The following is a 15,523-nucleotide window of genomic DNA, read 5'->3' as shown; positions in this document are numbered from 1 at the left end:
AAGCGACGGGCCGTGATGGCCGATGGCGTCTGGCGGCATCCCGTTGTAGCGGCGCACGTCAATGTGCTGCTCGGCGCTTCCGATGCGTAGGGGCTTGTGACACTGACAATGTGCGGCGCAAAGTAGGGGGATGTGGCAGAAACTTCACGCACTACACGAAGTTTTCCCTTGCGTTTTTGCAAACACTGTACAAAAATACAGCCACCTGTGCTTCCATACAGTGATGCCATGATCAAACTTACCGCCCGTCAACAGCAGGTCTACGAACTGGTCCGACAAGCGATCGAGCGCACCGGCTTTCCACCGACACGCGCTGAAATCGCCGCCGAACTCGGCTTCTCTTCCGCCAATGCCGCGGAGGAGCACCTGCGGGCGCTAGCGCGCAAAGGGGTGATCGAATTGGCTGCGGGTCAATCGCGCGGCATCCGCCTCAAGCGCCTGGACGAAGCCGGCGGTGTGCACCAGTTCACGTTGCCGCACATGGGCCTGATGCAGTTGTCGCTGCCGCTCGTCGGACGCGTGGCTGCCGGCAGCCCGATCCTTGCGCAGGAACACATTGAGCGCAACTTCCAGTGCGACCCGAACATGTTCGCGCGCCAGCCCGACTACTTGCTGAAGGTGCGCGGGATGTCGATGCGCGATGCAGGCATTCTCGACGGCGATCTGCTGGCCGTGCAGAAGGCCGCCGATGCGCGCGAGGGCCAGATTGTCGTGGCGCGCCTTGGCGACGACGTGACCGTTAAACGCTTTCACCGCGTGCCGGGCGGCGTCGAGCTGATCGCCGAGAACCCGGATTTCGAAAACATCAACGTCAATGAAGGTAGCGGCGACTTTGCGCTCGAAGGCATTGCGGTCGGCCTAATCCGCAACAACGATCTCTAAGCGCGACGCCGGGGACTGCGCGTGGTAGCGCAGCCCCCCCCCCCCCACTCCCTGAAGATTTGCATTTCCGACTGCGCCGGGCTGGGTCCGGCGCCCGTGCCCTGCTGCGCCCGCGATTTGCGAAATACGTGGCAGGACGCGTCCTTCAGACCCACATTGGAAAAAGGATCGCATCATGGCTCGACTCTTTGGTTTGCTGCGTACGTCTTTTGGTCAATCGCGTGTGCGAGTCACCTCGCAAGCTCGGCTGTCAGCCGTGTACGGACTCTCGGCCTTGTCTGGCCCGTTCGCCTCCGCCCCCGCCATTGCCCGCTCCTACACGGTGCCCGCACGCGCACGCAGCACCGTCCTGCCCCGCACCCTCGCGGCCGCCGTGGCGTCGGCAACGCGCCGCGCATGTCCATCCGGAAAAGCCATCAAGACATCGCGTAATGTGCGCGAACTTCAACGTCGCGATACGCAAGCGACATCAGCGGATCACGACGTACGTGTATATCGCGACGTATCCCACATCGTGATGGTGGGCAGCATCGCCGACATCTGCCGCAAACTCGATCAGGCGGTCGGCGAGCAGTTCTGTCTCGCAGCGGTATAAGCACTCAGGCTCGCCCGCGGCTACGTCGCTCGGCAGACGACGCTTACTTGCCGAGTTGGCGTAGCGGATTGTCGGCGCCGAGCCGATCCCCGTCGAAGAAGCGCGCAACGTCTGCGGGTTTCACCGACTCAATGTCGGCATGCCGCCAACGCGGCGTGTGGTCCTTGTCGACAACCAATGCGCGAATGCCTTCGACACTCTCCGCGCCGGTACGCCCATCGAGATTGAAGACGCTTCGCATCATCAGCCATTCCTCACGGAGTTCATCGGCTAACGACAGCTTGCGTGCGCGACGCACCTGCTCCAACGTGACGCAAACCATCAACGGCGAGCGCCTGCTGCGCAGAAGATGTTCCGTCTCCTCTGCCCATCCCGAATATTCACAGCGCGCTTCGTGCTTGAGCGCCCTCAGAATGGCCGGCATGTCCGACTGCCCGAAGTGGCTGTCGATCACATCGCGCAGCGGCGCGAGCTTGCCCGGCGCCAAACCAGCCGGCGGCAGCGTTTCACGGGCGAACAGGCGCGCGGCGTTGAGTACGGCGTCGCCATCTTGCCACTCGCCGTTTGCCAGCAACTCGCACAGCGCCGGCAATGAGGCACGCGGAACAACCGCGTCGGCCAGACCGATTTCACAAGCGTCGACCGCACCAAACACAATACCGGTCGTGCCAAGGTACTCGCCGAGATGCCCCGCGAGGTTAGCAAGGAAGCTCCCGCCGCCAACGTCCGGGAACAGACCGATGGCTGTCTCCGGCATCGCCATGCGCGTTGCCTCAGTAACGATGCGCAACGCTGCGCCCTGCGAGATCCCCATGCCGCCGCCCATCACCACGCCGTCCATCAGCGCAATGTAGGGCTTCGGGTACGTGGCGATCGTGTAATTCAACGTGTACTCGTCCGTGAAGAAATCCATGATGTCGGTGCGCCCTGCGCTCACGGCCTCGTGGAAATATCGAATGTCGCCACCCGCACACAAACCCTTCTCGCCTTCGCCTTGCAAGACAACGCCCAGCACCCTGGGATCGTCACGCCAAGCGTCGAGTGCCGACGCCATCGCACGAATCATGTCATGCGAGAGTGCGTTGAGCGCCTTTGGGCGGGTCAGGGTAATGAAGCCGATGCGGCCGCGGATTTCGGTTCGAACAAATTCGGTCATGTCTGGCGAGTGCTTCAGAAATATCTACGGAACGGACGCGCGCGCGACGCGACCTCTCGGGGGCTATCGACAGCATGCAGGCACCCGTGCACCGCATGTCGGAAACCACAACGAAAAAAGCCGGTGCGAAGCACCGGCTTTCTTTCCAACAGACTAGCGGCGAGGCGCAGCAGATACTCATCTGCTACGCTGCGTCGCCATTGCCGGCGTTACTTCTGCTCACGCGATGCGCGCTTACGCTCGTGTTCCACGAGGTAGCGCTTGCGCAGTCGAATCGTCTGCGGCGTGACTTCAACCAGTTCGTCGTCATCGATGAACTCGACAGCGTATTCGAGGCTCATCGCGATCGGCGGCACCAGACGCACGGCTTCGTCGGTACCCGACGCACGCACGTTCGTAAGCTGCTTGCCCTTGATCGGGTTGACCACGAGGTCGTTGTCACGGCTATGGATACCGATGATCATGCCTTCGTACAGCGCGTCGCCCGGCGACACGAACATGCGGCCGCGATCCTGCAGCTTCCACAGCGCGTAGGCCACAGCGGCACCGTCATCCTGCGAGATCAGCACGCCGTTGCGGCGCTCACCCAACGTACCATCCTTAAGCGGTGCGTAAGCGTCGAAAATGTGGCTCATCAGGCCCGTACCACGGGTCATCGACAGGAACTCGCCCTGGAAGCCGATCAGGCCGCGAGCCGGAATGCGGTACTCGAGGCGCGTACGGCCACGACCGTCCGACACCATGTCCAGCATTTCGCCCTTGCGGCGGCCGATTTCTTCCATGACCGCGCCCTGGTGCTCGTCTTCCAGGTCGATGGTCAGCATTTCGTACGGCTCGTGCTTCACGCCGTCGATTTCCTTGAGCACCACGCGCGGACGCGACACGGCCAGTTCATAGCCTTCGCGACGCATGTTCTCGATGAGAATCGTCAGGTGCAGTTCGCCACGGCCCGACACTTCGAAGACGGAGTCTTCCGCCGTGTCTTTCACGCGCAGCGCCACGTTGTGATTCAGTTCCTTGTGCAGACGGTCGCGGATCTGACGGCTCGTCACGAACTTGCCTTCACGGCCGGCCAGCGGCGACGTGTTCACGCAGAAGTTCATGGTCAACGTCGGCTCATCCACCGTCAGCAACGGCAGGGCTTCCGGCGTGTCGACGTCGCAAATCGTCGCGCCGATACCCACGTCTTCAATGCCGTTGATCAGCACGATGTCGCCCGCTTCCGCACCTTCCGGCGACATCACACGCTCCAGGCCCCTGAACGTCAGCACCTGGTTGATCTTGCGCTTGAGCACTTCGCCTTCCGGACCGAAGCGCATCACCACTTGCTGGCCCGGCTTGATGCGGCCACGCGTGATACGGCCGACACCGATGCGGCCAACGAACGTCGAGTAGTCGAGCGAGCTGATCTGCAATTGCAGCGGGCCGTCGACATCCGCTTCGCGGACCGGCACATGCTCGAGAATCGCCTCGAACAGCGGGCGCATGGTGCCCTCGCGCACATCGGAGTCGAGGCTCGCGAAACCGTTCAGCGCCGACGCGTAGACGATCGGGAAGTCGAGCTGCTCGTCGGTTGCGCCGAGCTTGTCCATCAGGTCGAACGTCTGGTTGATCACCCAATCCGGACGTGCGCCCGGACGGTCGATCTTGTTGACCACGACGATCGGCTTCAGACCGAGGGCCAGCGCCTTGCGGGTCACGAAGCGCGTTTGCGGCATCGGGCCTTCGACGGCGTCGACGAGCAACAGCACGCTGTCGACCATCGAAAGCACACGCTCCACTTCACCGCCGAAGTCCGCGTGTCCCGGGGTATCGACGATGTTGATGTGCGTGCCTTCGTATTCGACGGCACAGTTTTTGGCGAGGATCGTGATGCCGCGCTCTTTTTCGATGTCGTTCGAGTCCATCACGCGTTCAGCGACTTGCTGATTTTCGCGGAAAGTGCCCGACTGGCGCAGCAACTGGTCGACGAGCGTGGTTTTGCCGTGGTCGACGTGCGCGATGATGGCGATATTACGGAGAGCGCGGGTCATGAAAGAGGTGCTCGAAAAAAGCCTTTGGAGAATCCGCGATTCTACCACTTGCGCATGTCTCGCGTCATGGCCTTTCTGCAATGCAACAACGATGTACGACTTTCAGGCACCGTCGTCATGAAACGCTCCCCACCCTTCCTCCCCCCCCCCCCGATTTTTGTCGCCACGCACCAATCTGGCGTAAAGCATCGAGCTCTCTGTCGAAATACTTGCCCAGTCAACTATTGCATGGCCTTGAAATTTATTAAGCGGACGCTATAATCGTGACTAGTCAACTATTGCAGCAACACGGAAATGACCGAACCGCCCGCCCCCCCCTCCGCTACCGCGCCGACGCCGCAGCCGGGCGCGCCCCAGAGCGATCCTCCCCGCAACGCATATGACATCGACGATTCCCTCGGGTATCTCGTTGCCCGGGTGCGCCAGTTGATTCTGGCCGAGTTGACGAAGGAAACGTCGCAGTACGGCCTGACGAGCACACAGGCGACCATGCTTTACAAGGTCGCCACGGGTAAGAGCAAGACGGCGGCCGATCTGGCGCGTGACTACTGTATAGACGCGAGCGCGGTCACCCGCCTGCTCGATCGGCTTGAAGCACACGGGTTGCTGATACGTGAGCGCAGCAAGATGGATCGCCGCACGGTGAACCTGAGTGCGACCGAAGCCGGATACGCAATGGCCGATCGGATGCCCGACATTTTCGTGCGTGCCGCCGACCATCTGTTGCGCGGTTTTACCGTGGAGGAAGTGGGTTTTCTGAAAAGCCTGTTGCGGCGAGTCATCGCCAACGGCGAGTCTGGGTGACGGTGAAAGCCGTTCCGATCTGCCCTAAAAAAACATGACGAGTCCACTATTTCATGCCCTCGTCAATGCCCGATTCCCGATTATTGTCAGTACAAGACTTCACTCGTAAAGGTTTTGCGATGAAAGCGGCCTCACCGTTCCTCCCGCATCTGCGGGCCCGCTCAGCGATTTCCGCCCTCTGTCTCGCGGCCGTCACACTGAGCTTCGCGGGTTGTGCGAATTTCGCCGGCATCCACAGCGACAAGCAGATCAGCACACCCGATCAGTATCAAACTCAGCGTAGCCTGCCCTCCGAGGGTGGCCAATGGCCGGGTACCGACTGGGCGCAACGCTTTGGCGATCCGCAACTCGTCTCTCTGATCGACGAAGCCCTCGCAGGCAACCCCGATCTGGCCATGGCGGCCGCCCGGTTGAAGGCGGCGCAAGCGCAGACCGAAGGAGCCGCCGCAGCATTGCTGCCGTCGGTCGGCTTCTCGGGCGACATCTACCGCTCGAAGTTCACCGAAAACACGATCTACCCGGCAGGCTTCGGCGGTGCGTGGTTCACGCAGGGCGATCTGACCGCTTCGTTGTCGTGGGAACTCGACCTGTGGGGCAAGAACCGTTCGGCACGCGCGCAAGCCACGTCGGCTGAGCGGGCCGAAGAAGCCGAAGATCAGGAAGTGCGGCTCGCGCTGGCCACGGCCGTCGCGCGCTCGTACAACCAGCTCGCGCAGCAATACGCACTGCACGACGTTCTCGATCGTGTGAGCAAACAACGCCAGAACCTCGGCAGGCTCACCGCTGATCGCGTTCGCTCGGGTCTCGATACGCAGGTCGAGCAGAAGCAGGCTGACAGCAACACCGCCGACATTCAGACGCAAATCGCCCAACTCGACGGCCAGATCCTGCTCACGCGCCATCAACTCGGCGTGTTGCTCGGCAAGGGGCCGGATCGCGGTCTGGAAATTGCACCGCCCAAACTGGCTCAGTTGCCTACACCCGCCCTGCCCGACAACCTGCCGCTCGCGCTGCTCGGCCGTCGCCCCGACATCGTCTCGGCACGCTGGGGCGTGGAAGCGCAGCTCAAGGGCGTGGACGTCGCGAAGGCACGTTTCTATCCGGATGTGAACCTCAACGCCGCGTTCGGCTTCTCCACCTTCGGGCTGGGCAAGCTGATCGATCCGAGCAGCCAGGGCATTCAGGCCGGCCCGGTGATTTCGCTACCGATCTTCGACGGCGGCCGTCTACGCGCCAACCTGAAGGGCCAGTACGCCGCATATGAAAGTGCAGTGGCGAACTACGATTCGACGCTTAACAAAGCGCTTGGCGACATCGCCGATCGCATGTCGTCGATCCGCTCTGCCGACAAGCAGATGGTGTCGCAACGCGTGGCGCAGGATGCCGCACAACGCGCCTACGATCTGGCCGTCGATCGTTACAAGGCCGGTCTCACGCCGCAGTTGACCGTGCTCACGGCCGAGTCGTCGCTACTCGCACAGGAACAGACACACGTGAATATCGACAGCGCACGGCGCGACCAGCAGATCGGCCTGATCAAGGCATTGGGCGGCGGTTTCGATGCTCAGGCAGCGGGCCTCGTCGTGGGTCAGGAACGCCCGGCAGATACCCAAGGCGGCGCCGCACAGACGCACTGACCGGCAGCTACACGTCACACAAGACAGAAAAGACAACGTCAAAGCACATTAAGAGATTAGTACGGAGCAAATGATGAGCGAGAACCAACAACAAGCGCCTGCTCAGCCGGCCCAAGGCAATGGCAAGCGCCGCCGCATGATGCTGACGCTGACGGCCGTGATTGCCATTGCGGCCATCGGTTACGGCGCCTACTACGCGCTGTATGCGCGCTACTACGAAGATACCGACGATGCGTATGTCGCGGGCAACGTGGTGCAGATTACGCCGCAGGTGGCCGGCACCGTGACCGGCGTGAAGGTCGACGACACGCAGATGGTCAAGGCTGGCCAGCCGCTGGTCACGCTGGACCAGACCGACGCTCGTGTGGCGTTGCTGAAGTCCGAAGCGAATCTGGCGCAGACCGTGCGTCAGGTACGCACCTATTTCGTGAATAACGATGCCTATGCCGCCACCGTGGCAATGCGCGAATCGGAACTGGCCAAGGCGCAGGCCGACGTGAAGCGTCGTGAAATGGCGATTGCCACAGGCGCCGTGTCGCGTGAAGAACTGGCCCACGCTCAGGACGCCGTGAAGTCGGCACAAGCCGGTCTCGAACAGGCGCGTGCGCAGTTGGTGTCGAACAAGGCGCTCACCGACAAGACCTCGGTGACCACGCACCCGAACGTGCAGCAGGCCGCAGCCCAGGTACGCGCCGCGTATCTCGACTACGCTCGCACGTCGATCCCCGCCCCGGTCGACGGCTACGTGGCCAAGCGCTCGGTGCAGGTCGGCCAGCGCGTAGCGACGGGTGCCCCGCTCATGGCGCTGGTGCCGCTCAACCAAGTCTGGGTCGACGCCAACTTCAAGGAAGTGCAGATCGCGCACATGCGTGTGGGACAGCCGGTGACGCTCACGGCCGACGTGTACGGTTCGTCGGTCGAATACAAGGGCACCGTCGCGGGCTTCTCCGCAGGCACGGGCAGCGCCTTCTCGTTGCTGCCGGCGCAGAACGCCACGGGTAACTGGATCAAGGTCGTGCAACGTCTGCCGGTGCGTATCGCGCTCGATGCGAAGCAGTTGCAACAGCATCCGCTGCGTGTCGGTCTGTCGATGCAGGTCAAGGTCAACGTGCGTAACACGGACGGCAAGGAACTGGGTGAAGCGCCGACGCTGCCGGTGTATTCGACCGACGTGTACGACAAGGTCGGCCACGACGCCGACGACATCGTCGCCAAGATCATTACCGAAAACGCGGGTGCCGCGGCTGCCGCTGGCAGCGGTGGCGCCAACGACACGCGCAATCAGCCGGCTCGCGCACGTCCCCTGTAAAGCGGAGGGGGGTGCCCCCCACCCCCTTTGATATCTCATGGCAACTCAACACGCTCCTGGCCCCCTGTCGGGGGGCCAGTTGGTACTCGGCACCATCGCGTTGTCGCTCGCCACGTTCATGAACGTGCTCGACACATCGATTGCCAACGTATCCATTCCCGCCATTTCCGGCGACCTGGGTGTCTCGTCGAGCCAAGGCACATGGGTGATTACGTCGTTTGCCGTCGCCAACGCCATTTCGGTACCGCTCACGGGCTGGCTCACCGAACGCTTCGGCGCGGTGCGACTGTTCATCACGTCGATCCTGCTGTTTGTGCTGGCCTCGTGGCTGTGCGGCATGGCGCCCACGCTCGAGATCCTGCTCGCGGCCCGTGTGTTACAAGGCGCCGTGGCCGGGCCGATGATCCCGCTCTCGCAATCGCTGCTGCTCTCGAGCTACCCCCCCGCAAAGAGTTCGATGGCGCTGGCGTTATGGGGCATGACAACGCTCGTCGCGCCGGTGATGGGCCCGATTCTCGGTGGCTGGATTTCCGACAACTACCGTTGGCCGTGGATCTTCTACATCAACATTCCAGTCGGCATTGCCGCCGCGTATGTCACGTGGCTGATCTACGCCAAGCGCGAAACGCCCACACAGCGCAAACCGATCGATACGGTCGGGCTGGCCTTGCTCGTGTTGTGGGTCGGCTCGTTGCAAGTGATGCTGGACAAAGGCAAGGAACTCGACTGGTTCAATTCGTCGACCATTGTCGTGCTTGCGCTCGTGGCGCTGGTGTCGTTCTGCTTCTTCGTCATCTGGGAGATTACCGAGAAGCATCCGGTGGTCGATCTGACGCTCTTCAAGCGGGTCAACTTCACCGGCGGCGTGGTGGCTATCTCGGTGGGCTACGGCCTGTTCTTCGGTAATCTCGTGATCCTGCCGCAGTGGTTGCAGATCTATCTCGGCTACACGGCCACGGAGGCGGGTCTGGTAATGGCGCCGGTGGGTCTGTTCGCCATCATCTTGTCGCCGATCATCGGCAAGACGCTGCCAAAGCTCGATGCCCGCTGGGTCGTGACAGTCTCGTTCCTGTTGTTCGCGCTGGTGTTCTTGATGCGCTCGCATTTCAACACCCTCGTCGATACGCGCACGCTGATGATCCCGACGTTCCTGCAGGGCGTACCGATGTCGATGTTCTTCATCCCGCTCACGGCCATCATCCTGTCGGGGTTGCCGGCGCACCGCATTCCGGCAGCGGCGGGTCTGTCCAACTTCGTGCGGATTACCTGCGGCGCGGTGGGCACGTCGATTGCGACGACCATGTGGGACAACCGGATCACGCTGCACCATGCACAGTTGACCGAGCATCTGACACCGTACGACTCAACGTTCAATGCCTCGGTGCAGAGCCTCAACCAACTCGGCATGACGACGCCGCAGGCCAACGGTTACATCGACCAGTTGGTCACACAGCAGTCGGCCATGCTCGGCGCCAACGACATTTTCTGGATCTCGGCGCTGCTGTTTGTGCTGATGATCGCGATGGTGTGGATTACGCGCCCGATGAAGGGCGGTGGCGGCGGAGACGCCGCAGCCGGCGCCCACTGAAGCCAAGTCTTCCCCCCCGAGTGCCCGGCCCTGCTCTGTACTGCCGGGCACTTCTTGAACCCCGCTGATGTTTAGCGGGGTTTTTTTCATCGGCCACGGCAGGCGCTTGCGCGCTTGGCACGCTCTCGGCATGGGTGCGAGGCGGTCATACCGACCCAACCACCGTGAATCAACGTGAACGGGTACCTGCGCGAGGCGTCGGCATACCTTGCGCAATCGCAGTATCATGGCGCTTTCCCCGCCTCGCCACCCCAAAACCGGAAGGTAGCCGGGAAAGAAAGAACCATCAGCCCGCAAAAATAAACATCATGAATACCCCGCAGAACCAAAGCGAACGCTCCGAAATCACTTTCCGCTTTCTGGCCGAGCCGGCCGCCGTCAATTTCGGTGGCAAGGTGCACGGGGGCTCCCTCATGAAGTGGATAGACGAAGTGGCGTACGCTTGCGCAGCCACGTGGTCGGGCCGCTATTGCGTGACGGTCAGCGTCGGCAACATCCGCTTCCGCCGTCCGATTCTGGTGGGTAATCTCGTGGAACTGCGCGCACGTATCGTGGCGACGGGCCGCACCAGCATGCACATCCATGTATCCGTGCACGCGGGCGACCCCAAGTGGGGCGAGTTGCGTCAGACGACCGACTGCCTGATGGTGTTTGTCGCCGTCGACGAAAACAATCACCCGGTCGGCGTGCCGTCCTTCGAGCCAAAGACGGAAGAGCAAAAGGCGTTGGCGAAGTACGCGATAGACGTCAAGGCAGCGCTGGACGCCATCGTCGAACTCAAACCCGAAAACGTCTCGAACTAAGAACGGCGAACCGTCAGCGGTAAGGGTGACGGCGATGCGCGAAAACGCACCACCGTCAGCACGACCGCTTACTGCGTTTTCAAAAGGCGCTGCGGCGTGAGCAGTGCCTCGCCATCCAACCGCGCAACCCCCAGCAAACGAACAGCGGCGTCGCCAACGGCTTCGGCGTAGACCTTCACCTCGATGTCATGATGTGCGGCGGCGCACGCGCGCAGGGGCTGAGGACAGCGGGTCTCGTCCAGACGCAGCCGTTGCCCATGAGCGAACCGCTTCGCGAGCGTTTCGTCGAGCCAGACTGCCGGCAGCGTCTTCAGCAGCGCATCGACCGGTGCCAGCTTCTCAACGCGCTGCGCGTGACCGATCGCCGCCAGATCCTCCAGCGTGACGGCCCCTTCCAGGGTAAGCGCGCCAACCGCCGTGCGTCGCAACGCGCGCAAATGCGCCCCGCAGCCCAGCGCTTCGCCGATGTCTTCCGCCAGCGTACGCACATAAGTACCTTTGCTGCACGTCACGCGGAAAGTGAACTCGGCAGCGTCGGGCAACGAGCACGCCATCATTTCCAGCAGATGGATCGTGACGTCGCGCGCTTCACGCTCGAGGGTCTGCCCGGCACGCGCATATTCATACAACGGTTTTCCATCGCGCTTGAGCGCTGAGTACATCGGCGGCACTTGGGAGATGGGTCCCGTGAAGCGCGGCAGCATCGCGCGAATCGCCGCTTCGTCCACCGTCACGGGACGCGTGAGCAGCACCTCCCCTTCCGCGTCACCCGTCGTCGTGGTCGCGCCCAGACGCACATGCGCCTCGTATGTCTTGTCGGCTTCGAGCAAATCCTGCGAGAACTTCGTCGCCTCGCCGAAGCACAGTGGCAACAAACCGGTCGCCAGGGGGTCGAGCGTGCCCGTATGGCCCGCCTTCAACGCCTGCAACAGACGCTTGGCCTTGATCAGCGCGTCGTTGGACGAGAGGCCCAGCGGCTTGTCCAGCAGCAGCACGCCATCGAGGGCGAAACGGGGGAGTTTTTGGCGGGGTGCCTGCGAATGCGGGTCCGTCATGATGCGGGGATTGCTTGAGAGATTCTTGTCGGAATCGACCCCTGGCACTCTTCACGAATGCACAGGCATCGCTAAATCACCGGGCTCGCCATCGGCCAGCCCGGCAGGCTGCGTCGTCAATCGACAGCTTACTTGCCGTCGTCTTCCTTGTCGCTGTCTTGCACGCCGCCTTCGCCCGCTTCTTCTTTCGCGCGCGTAGCGTTGGCGGTATCGATCAGTCGCGACATCTCGATGGCGCGCTCGATCGACTGATCGAAGTGGAAGTGCAGCGTCGGCACTGTGTGGATGTGCAAGCGCTTGAACAGCAGATTGCGCAGATAACCGGCTGCCTCGTTGAGCGCCTCACCGGTCGCCTTCGGATCGCCGGTCAGCGTTGTGTAATACACCTTCGCATGCGCATAATCCGGCGTCACTTCCACGCTTTGCAGCGTGACCAGACCAATACGCGGGTCCTTCACTTCGCGTTGAATCAACTCCGACAGATCGCGCTGGATCTGGTCGTTGATACGAAGATTCCGACCCGGAACGCCACGTTTCTTTGCCATAACATACTCGCTAATAATGCAATGGCCCACGCCACCGGTTTCCCGGTTTGGTGGGCCATTCCACATCCGTTGTGCAAATCGCGTTACAGCGAACGCGCAACTTCCGTGATTTCGAACGCTTCCAGTTGGTCGCCTTCCGTGATGTCGTTGAAGTTCTTCACCGACAGACCGCACTCGAAGCCGGACTTGACTTCCTTCACGTCATCCTTGAAGCGCTTGAGCGAATCCAGCTCGCCCGTGAAGATGACAACGTTGTCGCGCAGCACACGCACATGCGACGAACGCTTGACGAAGCCGTCGAGCACCATACAGCCGGCGACCTTCCCGATCTTCGGCACGCTGAACGTCTGGCGCACATCGATGAGACCCGTAATCACTTCCTTCTTCTCCGGCGCCAGCATGCCCGACATCGCCGCCTTCACCTCATCCACTGCGTCATAGATGATGTTGTAGTAACGAATGTCGATACCGTTCGACTCGGCCAACTTGCGTGCCAGTGCATCCGCACGCGTATTGAAGCCGATGATGACCGCCTTCGAAGCCGTTGCCAGGTTGACGTCGCTTTCGCTGATGCCCCCCACCGCCGCGTGCACGATCTGCACACGCACTTCCGGCGTCGAGAGCTTGTTGAGCGATTGCGCCAGCGCTTCCTGTGAACCCTGCACGTCGGCCTTGATGATCAACGGCAGCGTCTTCACTTCGCCTTCGGTCATCTGCTCCAGCAGGTTCTCGAGCTTCGCCGCCTGTTGCTTGGCCAGCTTCACGTCGCGGAACTTGCCTTGACGGAACAGCGCGATTTCGCGTGCCTTGCGCTCGTCCTGAACCACCAGCACTTCTTCACCGGCACCCGGCACTTCCGACAGACCCTGAATTTCCACAGGGATCGACGGACCGGCTTCCTTCGCGCTCTTGCCGGTTTCATCCAGCATGGCGCGCACACGGCCGTAAGCCTGACCGGCCAGCACCATGTCGCCGCGATTGAGCGTACCCGACTGCACCAGAATCGTTGCCACCGGACCCTTACCCTTGTCCAGCTTCGCTTCGATCACGATACCCTTGGCCGGGGCATCCACCGGCGCCTTCAGCTCCAGCACTTCGGCCTGCAACAGCACGTTCTCGAGCAGATCGTCGATACCCGCACCCGTCTTGGCCGACACCGGCACGAACGGCGAATCGCCACCGTACTCTTCCGGCACCACACCCTCGGCCACGAGTTCCTGCTTCACGCGGTCCGGGTTGGCTTCCGGCTTATCGATTTTGTTGATCGCCACCACGATCGGCACACCGGCCGACTTCGCGTGAGCGATCGCTTCCTTCGTCTGCGGCATCACACCGTCGTCCGCCGCAACCACCAGAATCACGATGTCCGTTGCCTGTGCGCCACGAGCACGCATGGCCGTAAAGGCCTCGTGACCCGGCGTATCGAGGAACGTCACCGTGCCGCGCGGCGTGTCGACGTGATACGCACCGATGTGCTGCGTAATACCGCCGGCTTCGCCCGCCGCCACCTTGGCACGACGGATGTAGTCCAGCAGCGAGGTCTTGCCGTGGTCGACGTGACCCATCACGGTCACCACCGGCGGACGCGGGAGCGATTCGACTTCCTTCGCTTCGTTGCCCAGTTCCAGCAGCGTTTCCGGATCGTCCAGCTTCGCAGCGATCGCACGGTGGCCAAGCTCCTCCACCACGATCATTGCCGTTTCCTGATCCAGCACCTGATTGATGGTCACCATCTGCCCCATCTTCATCATCAGCTTGATGACTTCTGCGGCCTTGACCGACATCTTGTGTGCAAGATCGGCAACGCTGACGGTTTCCGGCACATGGACGTCACGCACCACCGGCTCGGTCGGCGCCTGGAATGCCTGACCATCCTGCGAATGACGGTCGCCACGACGGCCGCCACGGCCACCGCCGCGCCAACCATCCGAACCGCCGCTCGCGTCGCCGCGCGTCTTCATGCCGCCACGCTTGTTGCGATTATCGGCATCTTTCTGCCAGGCACCGGCCTTCTTGTCCTTCTTGTCCGCTGCACCGGCCGTCGTCGACGCGGGCGCTGCGGCCGGCTTCTTGTCTGCCGGCTTGGCACTCGCGGCACCTTCCGGCTTGGCCGGCTTGTGCAGCGTACCCTTCGCTTCGGCCTTGGGCGCGGCAGCGGCGGCAGCAGCGGCAGCAGGTGCCGGCTCCGGTGCCTTCAGCACGCGACGCGGCGCATTCATCATTTCGCGAATCGCACGCGCTTCGGCTTCTGCCGCTGCACGACGCTTGCGAATGGCTTCCTCTTCGGCACGCGCCTTGTCGGCAGCCGCGCTCGCCTTTTCGGCGGCCGCGCGGGCTTCCTCGCTGGCCTTGCGGGCTTGCTCGCGCTCGGCGTCGGCCTTGGCCGCTGCCGCCTTCTCGGCTTGCTCGGCCTTTTCAGCCTTTTCCGCCTTCTCGGCGTCTGCCTTGGTGGCGGCTTCGGCGTCAACACTCGACGCCTTTTCGGCTTCCACGCCGGCCTTGGCTTCGGCCTTCGCCTTCTGCTCTTCGGCCGCCTTGGCTGCTGCGGCTGCGCGCTCCGCTTCCTCACGCGCACGGCGCTCGGCAGCTTCCTTCTCTTCCCGCTCGCGACGCTCGGCCTCTTCGCGCTCCAGTTGTTCCTGTCGACGCTTAAGCTCGGCAGCTTCTGCCGCCAGACGCTCCGCTTCGCGGCGCGCATCTTCCTCACGCTGACGAAGCGATTCGTCTTCGGCGGCAGCGGCCGCCGCGTTATCCGCGCCTTCCGCAACGTCGTCACGCTTAACGAAGGTGCGCTTCTTGCGCACTTCGACTTGAATCGTGCGCGCCTTGCCGGTCGCGTCGGCTTGCTTGATTTCCGAGGTCTGGCGACGCGTCAGAGTAATCTTCTTTTTGTCGCCGTCACCCGCGCCGTGGGACCGGCGCAGGTGTTCCAACAGACGGGCCTTGTCGGCTTCCGTCAGCGAATCGTCGGCGCTGAGTTTGTCCACGCCGGCGGCTTTGAGTTGCTCCAGCAACACGCCGGCCGGCATTTTCAGTTCTGCAGCAAATTGGGCTACGTTGATGCTCGCCATTCAAACCTCTTCAAGCAAGGCCAGGCGCCTTGCGGTTAACTTCAA

General features: G+C 62.3%; 12 protein-coding genes. 7 read left to right on the top strand and 5 right to left on the bottom strand.

Going from position 1 to position 15,523, the window contains the following annotated elements; genetic code table 11:
- The first annotated feature begins 228 nt into the window (after window positions 1-228).
- Together lexA and PHO31112_RS06465 are read left to right on the top strand one after the other, a co-directional pair.
- Complete coding sequence (lexA, locus tag PHO31112_RS06470) at window positions 229-882, top strand: transcriptional repressor LexA (protein WP_010803787.1); 654 nt, start codon at window positions 229-231, stop codon at window positions 880-882.
- Window positions 883-1,057: 175 nt separating this feature from the next.
- Window positions 1,058-1,477 (top strand): hypothetical protein, encoded by a 420-nt coding sequence (locus tag PHO31112_RS06465; RefSeq protein WP_150619722.1) that lies wholly within the window; start codon window positions 1,058-1,060, stop codon window positions 1,475-1,477.
- Between the two features lie 43 nt (window positions 1,478-1,520).
- On the opposite strand, the gene PHO31112_RS06460 is transcribed toward PHO31112_RS06465, so the two are convergent.
- The gene (locus tag PHO31112_RS06460) at window positions 1,521-2,633 is read right to left on the bottom strand and encodes an enoyl-CoA hydratase/isomerase family protein (RefSeq protein WP_150619721.1); all 1,113 of its coding nucleotides are present in this window, start codon (window positions 2,631-2,633) and stop codon (window positions 1,521-1,523) included.
- Window positions 2,634-2,842: 209 nt separating this feature from the next.
- Entirely contained in the window at window positions 2,843-4,666 is a 1,824-nt protein-coding gene (gene typA / locus PHO31112_RS06455) for a translational GTPase TypA (RefSeq protein ID WP_010803784.1), read from the bottom strand.
- 294 nt (window positions 4,667-4,960) lie between these two features.
- Here typA and PHO31112_RS06450 point away from each other — a divergent pair, with 294 nt between their 5' ends.
- From PHO31112_RS06450 to PHO31112_RS06430, 5 genes are all read left to right on the top strand, one after another.
- Entirely contained in the window at window positions 4,961-5,470 is a 510-nt protein-coding gene (locus tag PHO31112_RS06450; protein ID WP_150619720.1) for a MarR family winged helix-turn-helix transcriptional regulator, read from the top strand.
- A gap of 119 nt (window positions 5,471-5,589) precedes the next feature.
- Window positions 5,590-7,107 carry an efflux transporter outer membrane subunit gene (locus PHO31112_RS06445; RefSeq protein WP_150619719.1) on the top strand — a complete coding sequence of 506 codons (1,518 nt, stop codon included), beginning with the start codon at window positions 5,590-5,592 and terminating at the stop codon, window positions 7,105-7,107.
- Between the two features lie 73 nt (window positions 7,108-7,180).
- Window positions 7,181-8,416, top strand: coding sequence for an HlyD/EmrA/EmrK family protein (locus PHO31112_RS06440; RefSeq protein ID WP_150619718.1), 1,236 nt, complete (start codon window positions 7,181-7,183; stop codon window positions 8,414-8,416).
- Window positions 8,417-8,453: 37 nt separating this feature from the next.
- Window positions 8,454-10,004: a DHA2 family efflux MFS transporter permease subunit gene (locus PHO31112_RS06435; RefSeq protein ID WP_150619717.1), complete on the top strand. Its 1,551-nt coding sequence runs from the start codon at window positions 8,454-8,456 to the stop codon at window positions 10,002-10,004.
- Between the two features lie 308 nt (window positions 10,005-10,312).
- The gene (locus tag PHO31112_RS06430) at window positions 10,313-10,807 is read left to right on the top strand and encodes an acyl-CoA thioesterase (RefSeq protein ID WP_150619716.1); all 495 of its coding nucleotides are present in this window, start codon (window positions 10,313-10,315) and stop codon (window positions 10,805-10,807) included.
- A 68-nt stretch (window positions 10,808-10,875) separates the two neighbouring features.
- Here PHO31112_RS06430 and truB read toward each other — a convergent pair whose 3' ends face one another.
- From truB to infB, 3 genes are all read right to left on the bottom strand, one after another.
- A complete protein-coding gene (truB, locus tag PHO31112_RS06425; protein WP_150619715.1) occupies window positions 10,876-11,862 on the bottom strand; it encodes a tRNA pseudouridine(55) synthase TruB in 987 nt (328 codons plus the stop codon).
- A 128-nt stretch (window positions 11,863-11,990) separates the two neighbouring features.
- Window positions 11,991-12,407 (bottom strand): 30S ribosome-binding factor RbfA, encoded by a 417-nt coding sequence (rbfA, locus tag PHO31112_RS06420; protein WP_010803777.1) that lies wholly within the window; start codon window positions 12,405-12,407, stop codon window positions 11,991-11,993.
- An 83-nt stretch (window positions 12,408-12,490) separates the two neighbouring features.
- Window positions 12,491-15,478 carry a translation initiation factor IF-2 gene (gene infB / locus PHO31112_RS06415; RefSeq protein WP_150619714.1) on the bottom strand — a complete coding sequence of 996 codons (2,988 nt, stop codon included), beginning with the start codon at window positions 15,476-15,478 and terminating at the stop codon, window positions 12,491-12,493.
- Between the last annotated feature and the right edge of the window lie 45 nt (window positions 15,479-15,523).

This window comes from Pandoraea horticolens (assembly GCF_902459555.1).
Classification (GTDB): Bacteria; Pseudomonadota; Gammaproteobacteria; order Burkholderiales; family Burkholderiaceae; genus Pandoraea; species Pandoraea horticolens.
The sequence above is the reverse complement of the archived record's forward strand: the minus strand, read 5'-3'. Positions and strand labels throughout refer to the sequence as shown.

Coding starts and splice junctions, on each gene's coding strand:
- lexA (WP_010803787.1), top strand. CDS start 229: ATGATCAAACTTACCGCCCGTCAACAGCAGGTCTACGAACTGGTCCGA.
- PHO31112_RS06465 (WP_150619722.1), top strand. CDS start 1,058: ATGGCTCGACTCTTTGGTTTGCTGCGTACGTCTTTTGGTCAATCGCGT.
- PHO31112_RS06460 (WP_150619721.1), bottom strand. CDS start 2,633: ATGACCGAATTTGTTCGAACCGAAATCCGCGGCCGCATCGGCTTCATT.
- typA (WP_010803784.1), bottom strand. CDS start 4,666: ATGACCCGCGCTCTCCGTAATATCGCCATCATCGCGCACGTCGACCAC.
- PHO31112_RS06450 (WP_150619720.1), top strand. CDS start 4,961: ATGACCGAACCGCCCGCCCCCCCCTCCGCTACCGCGCCGACGCCGCAG.
- PHO31112_RS06445 (WP_150619719.1), top strand. CDS start 5,590: ATGAAAGCGGCCTCACCGTTCCTCCCGCATCTGCGGGCCCGCTCAGCG.
- PHO31112_RS06440 (WP_150619718.1), top strand. CDS start 7,181: ATGAGCGAGAACCAACAACAAGCGCCTGCTCAGCCGGCCCAAGGCAAT.
- PHO31112_RS06435 (WP_150619717.1), top strand. CDS start 8,454: ATGGCAACTCAACACGCTCCTGGCCCCCTGTCGGGGGGCCAGTTGGTA.
- PHO31112_RS06430 (WP_150619716.1), top strand. CDS start 10,313: ATGAATACCCCGCAGAACCAAAGCGAACGCTCCGAAATCACTTTCCGC.
- truB (WP_150619715.1), bottom strand. CDS start 11,862: ATGACGGACCCGCATTCGCAGGCACCCCGCCAAAAACTCCCCCGTTTC.
- rbfA (WP_010803777.1), bottom strand. CDS start 12,407: ATGGCAAAGAAACGTGGCGTTCCGGGTCGGAATCTTCGTATCAACGAC.
- infB (WP_150619714.1), bottom strand. CDS start 15,478: ATGGCGAGCATCAACGTAGCCCAATTTGCTGCAGAACTGAAAATGCCG.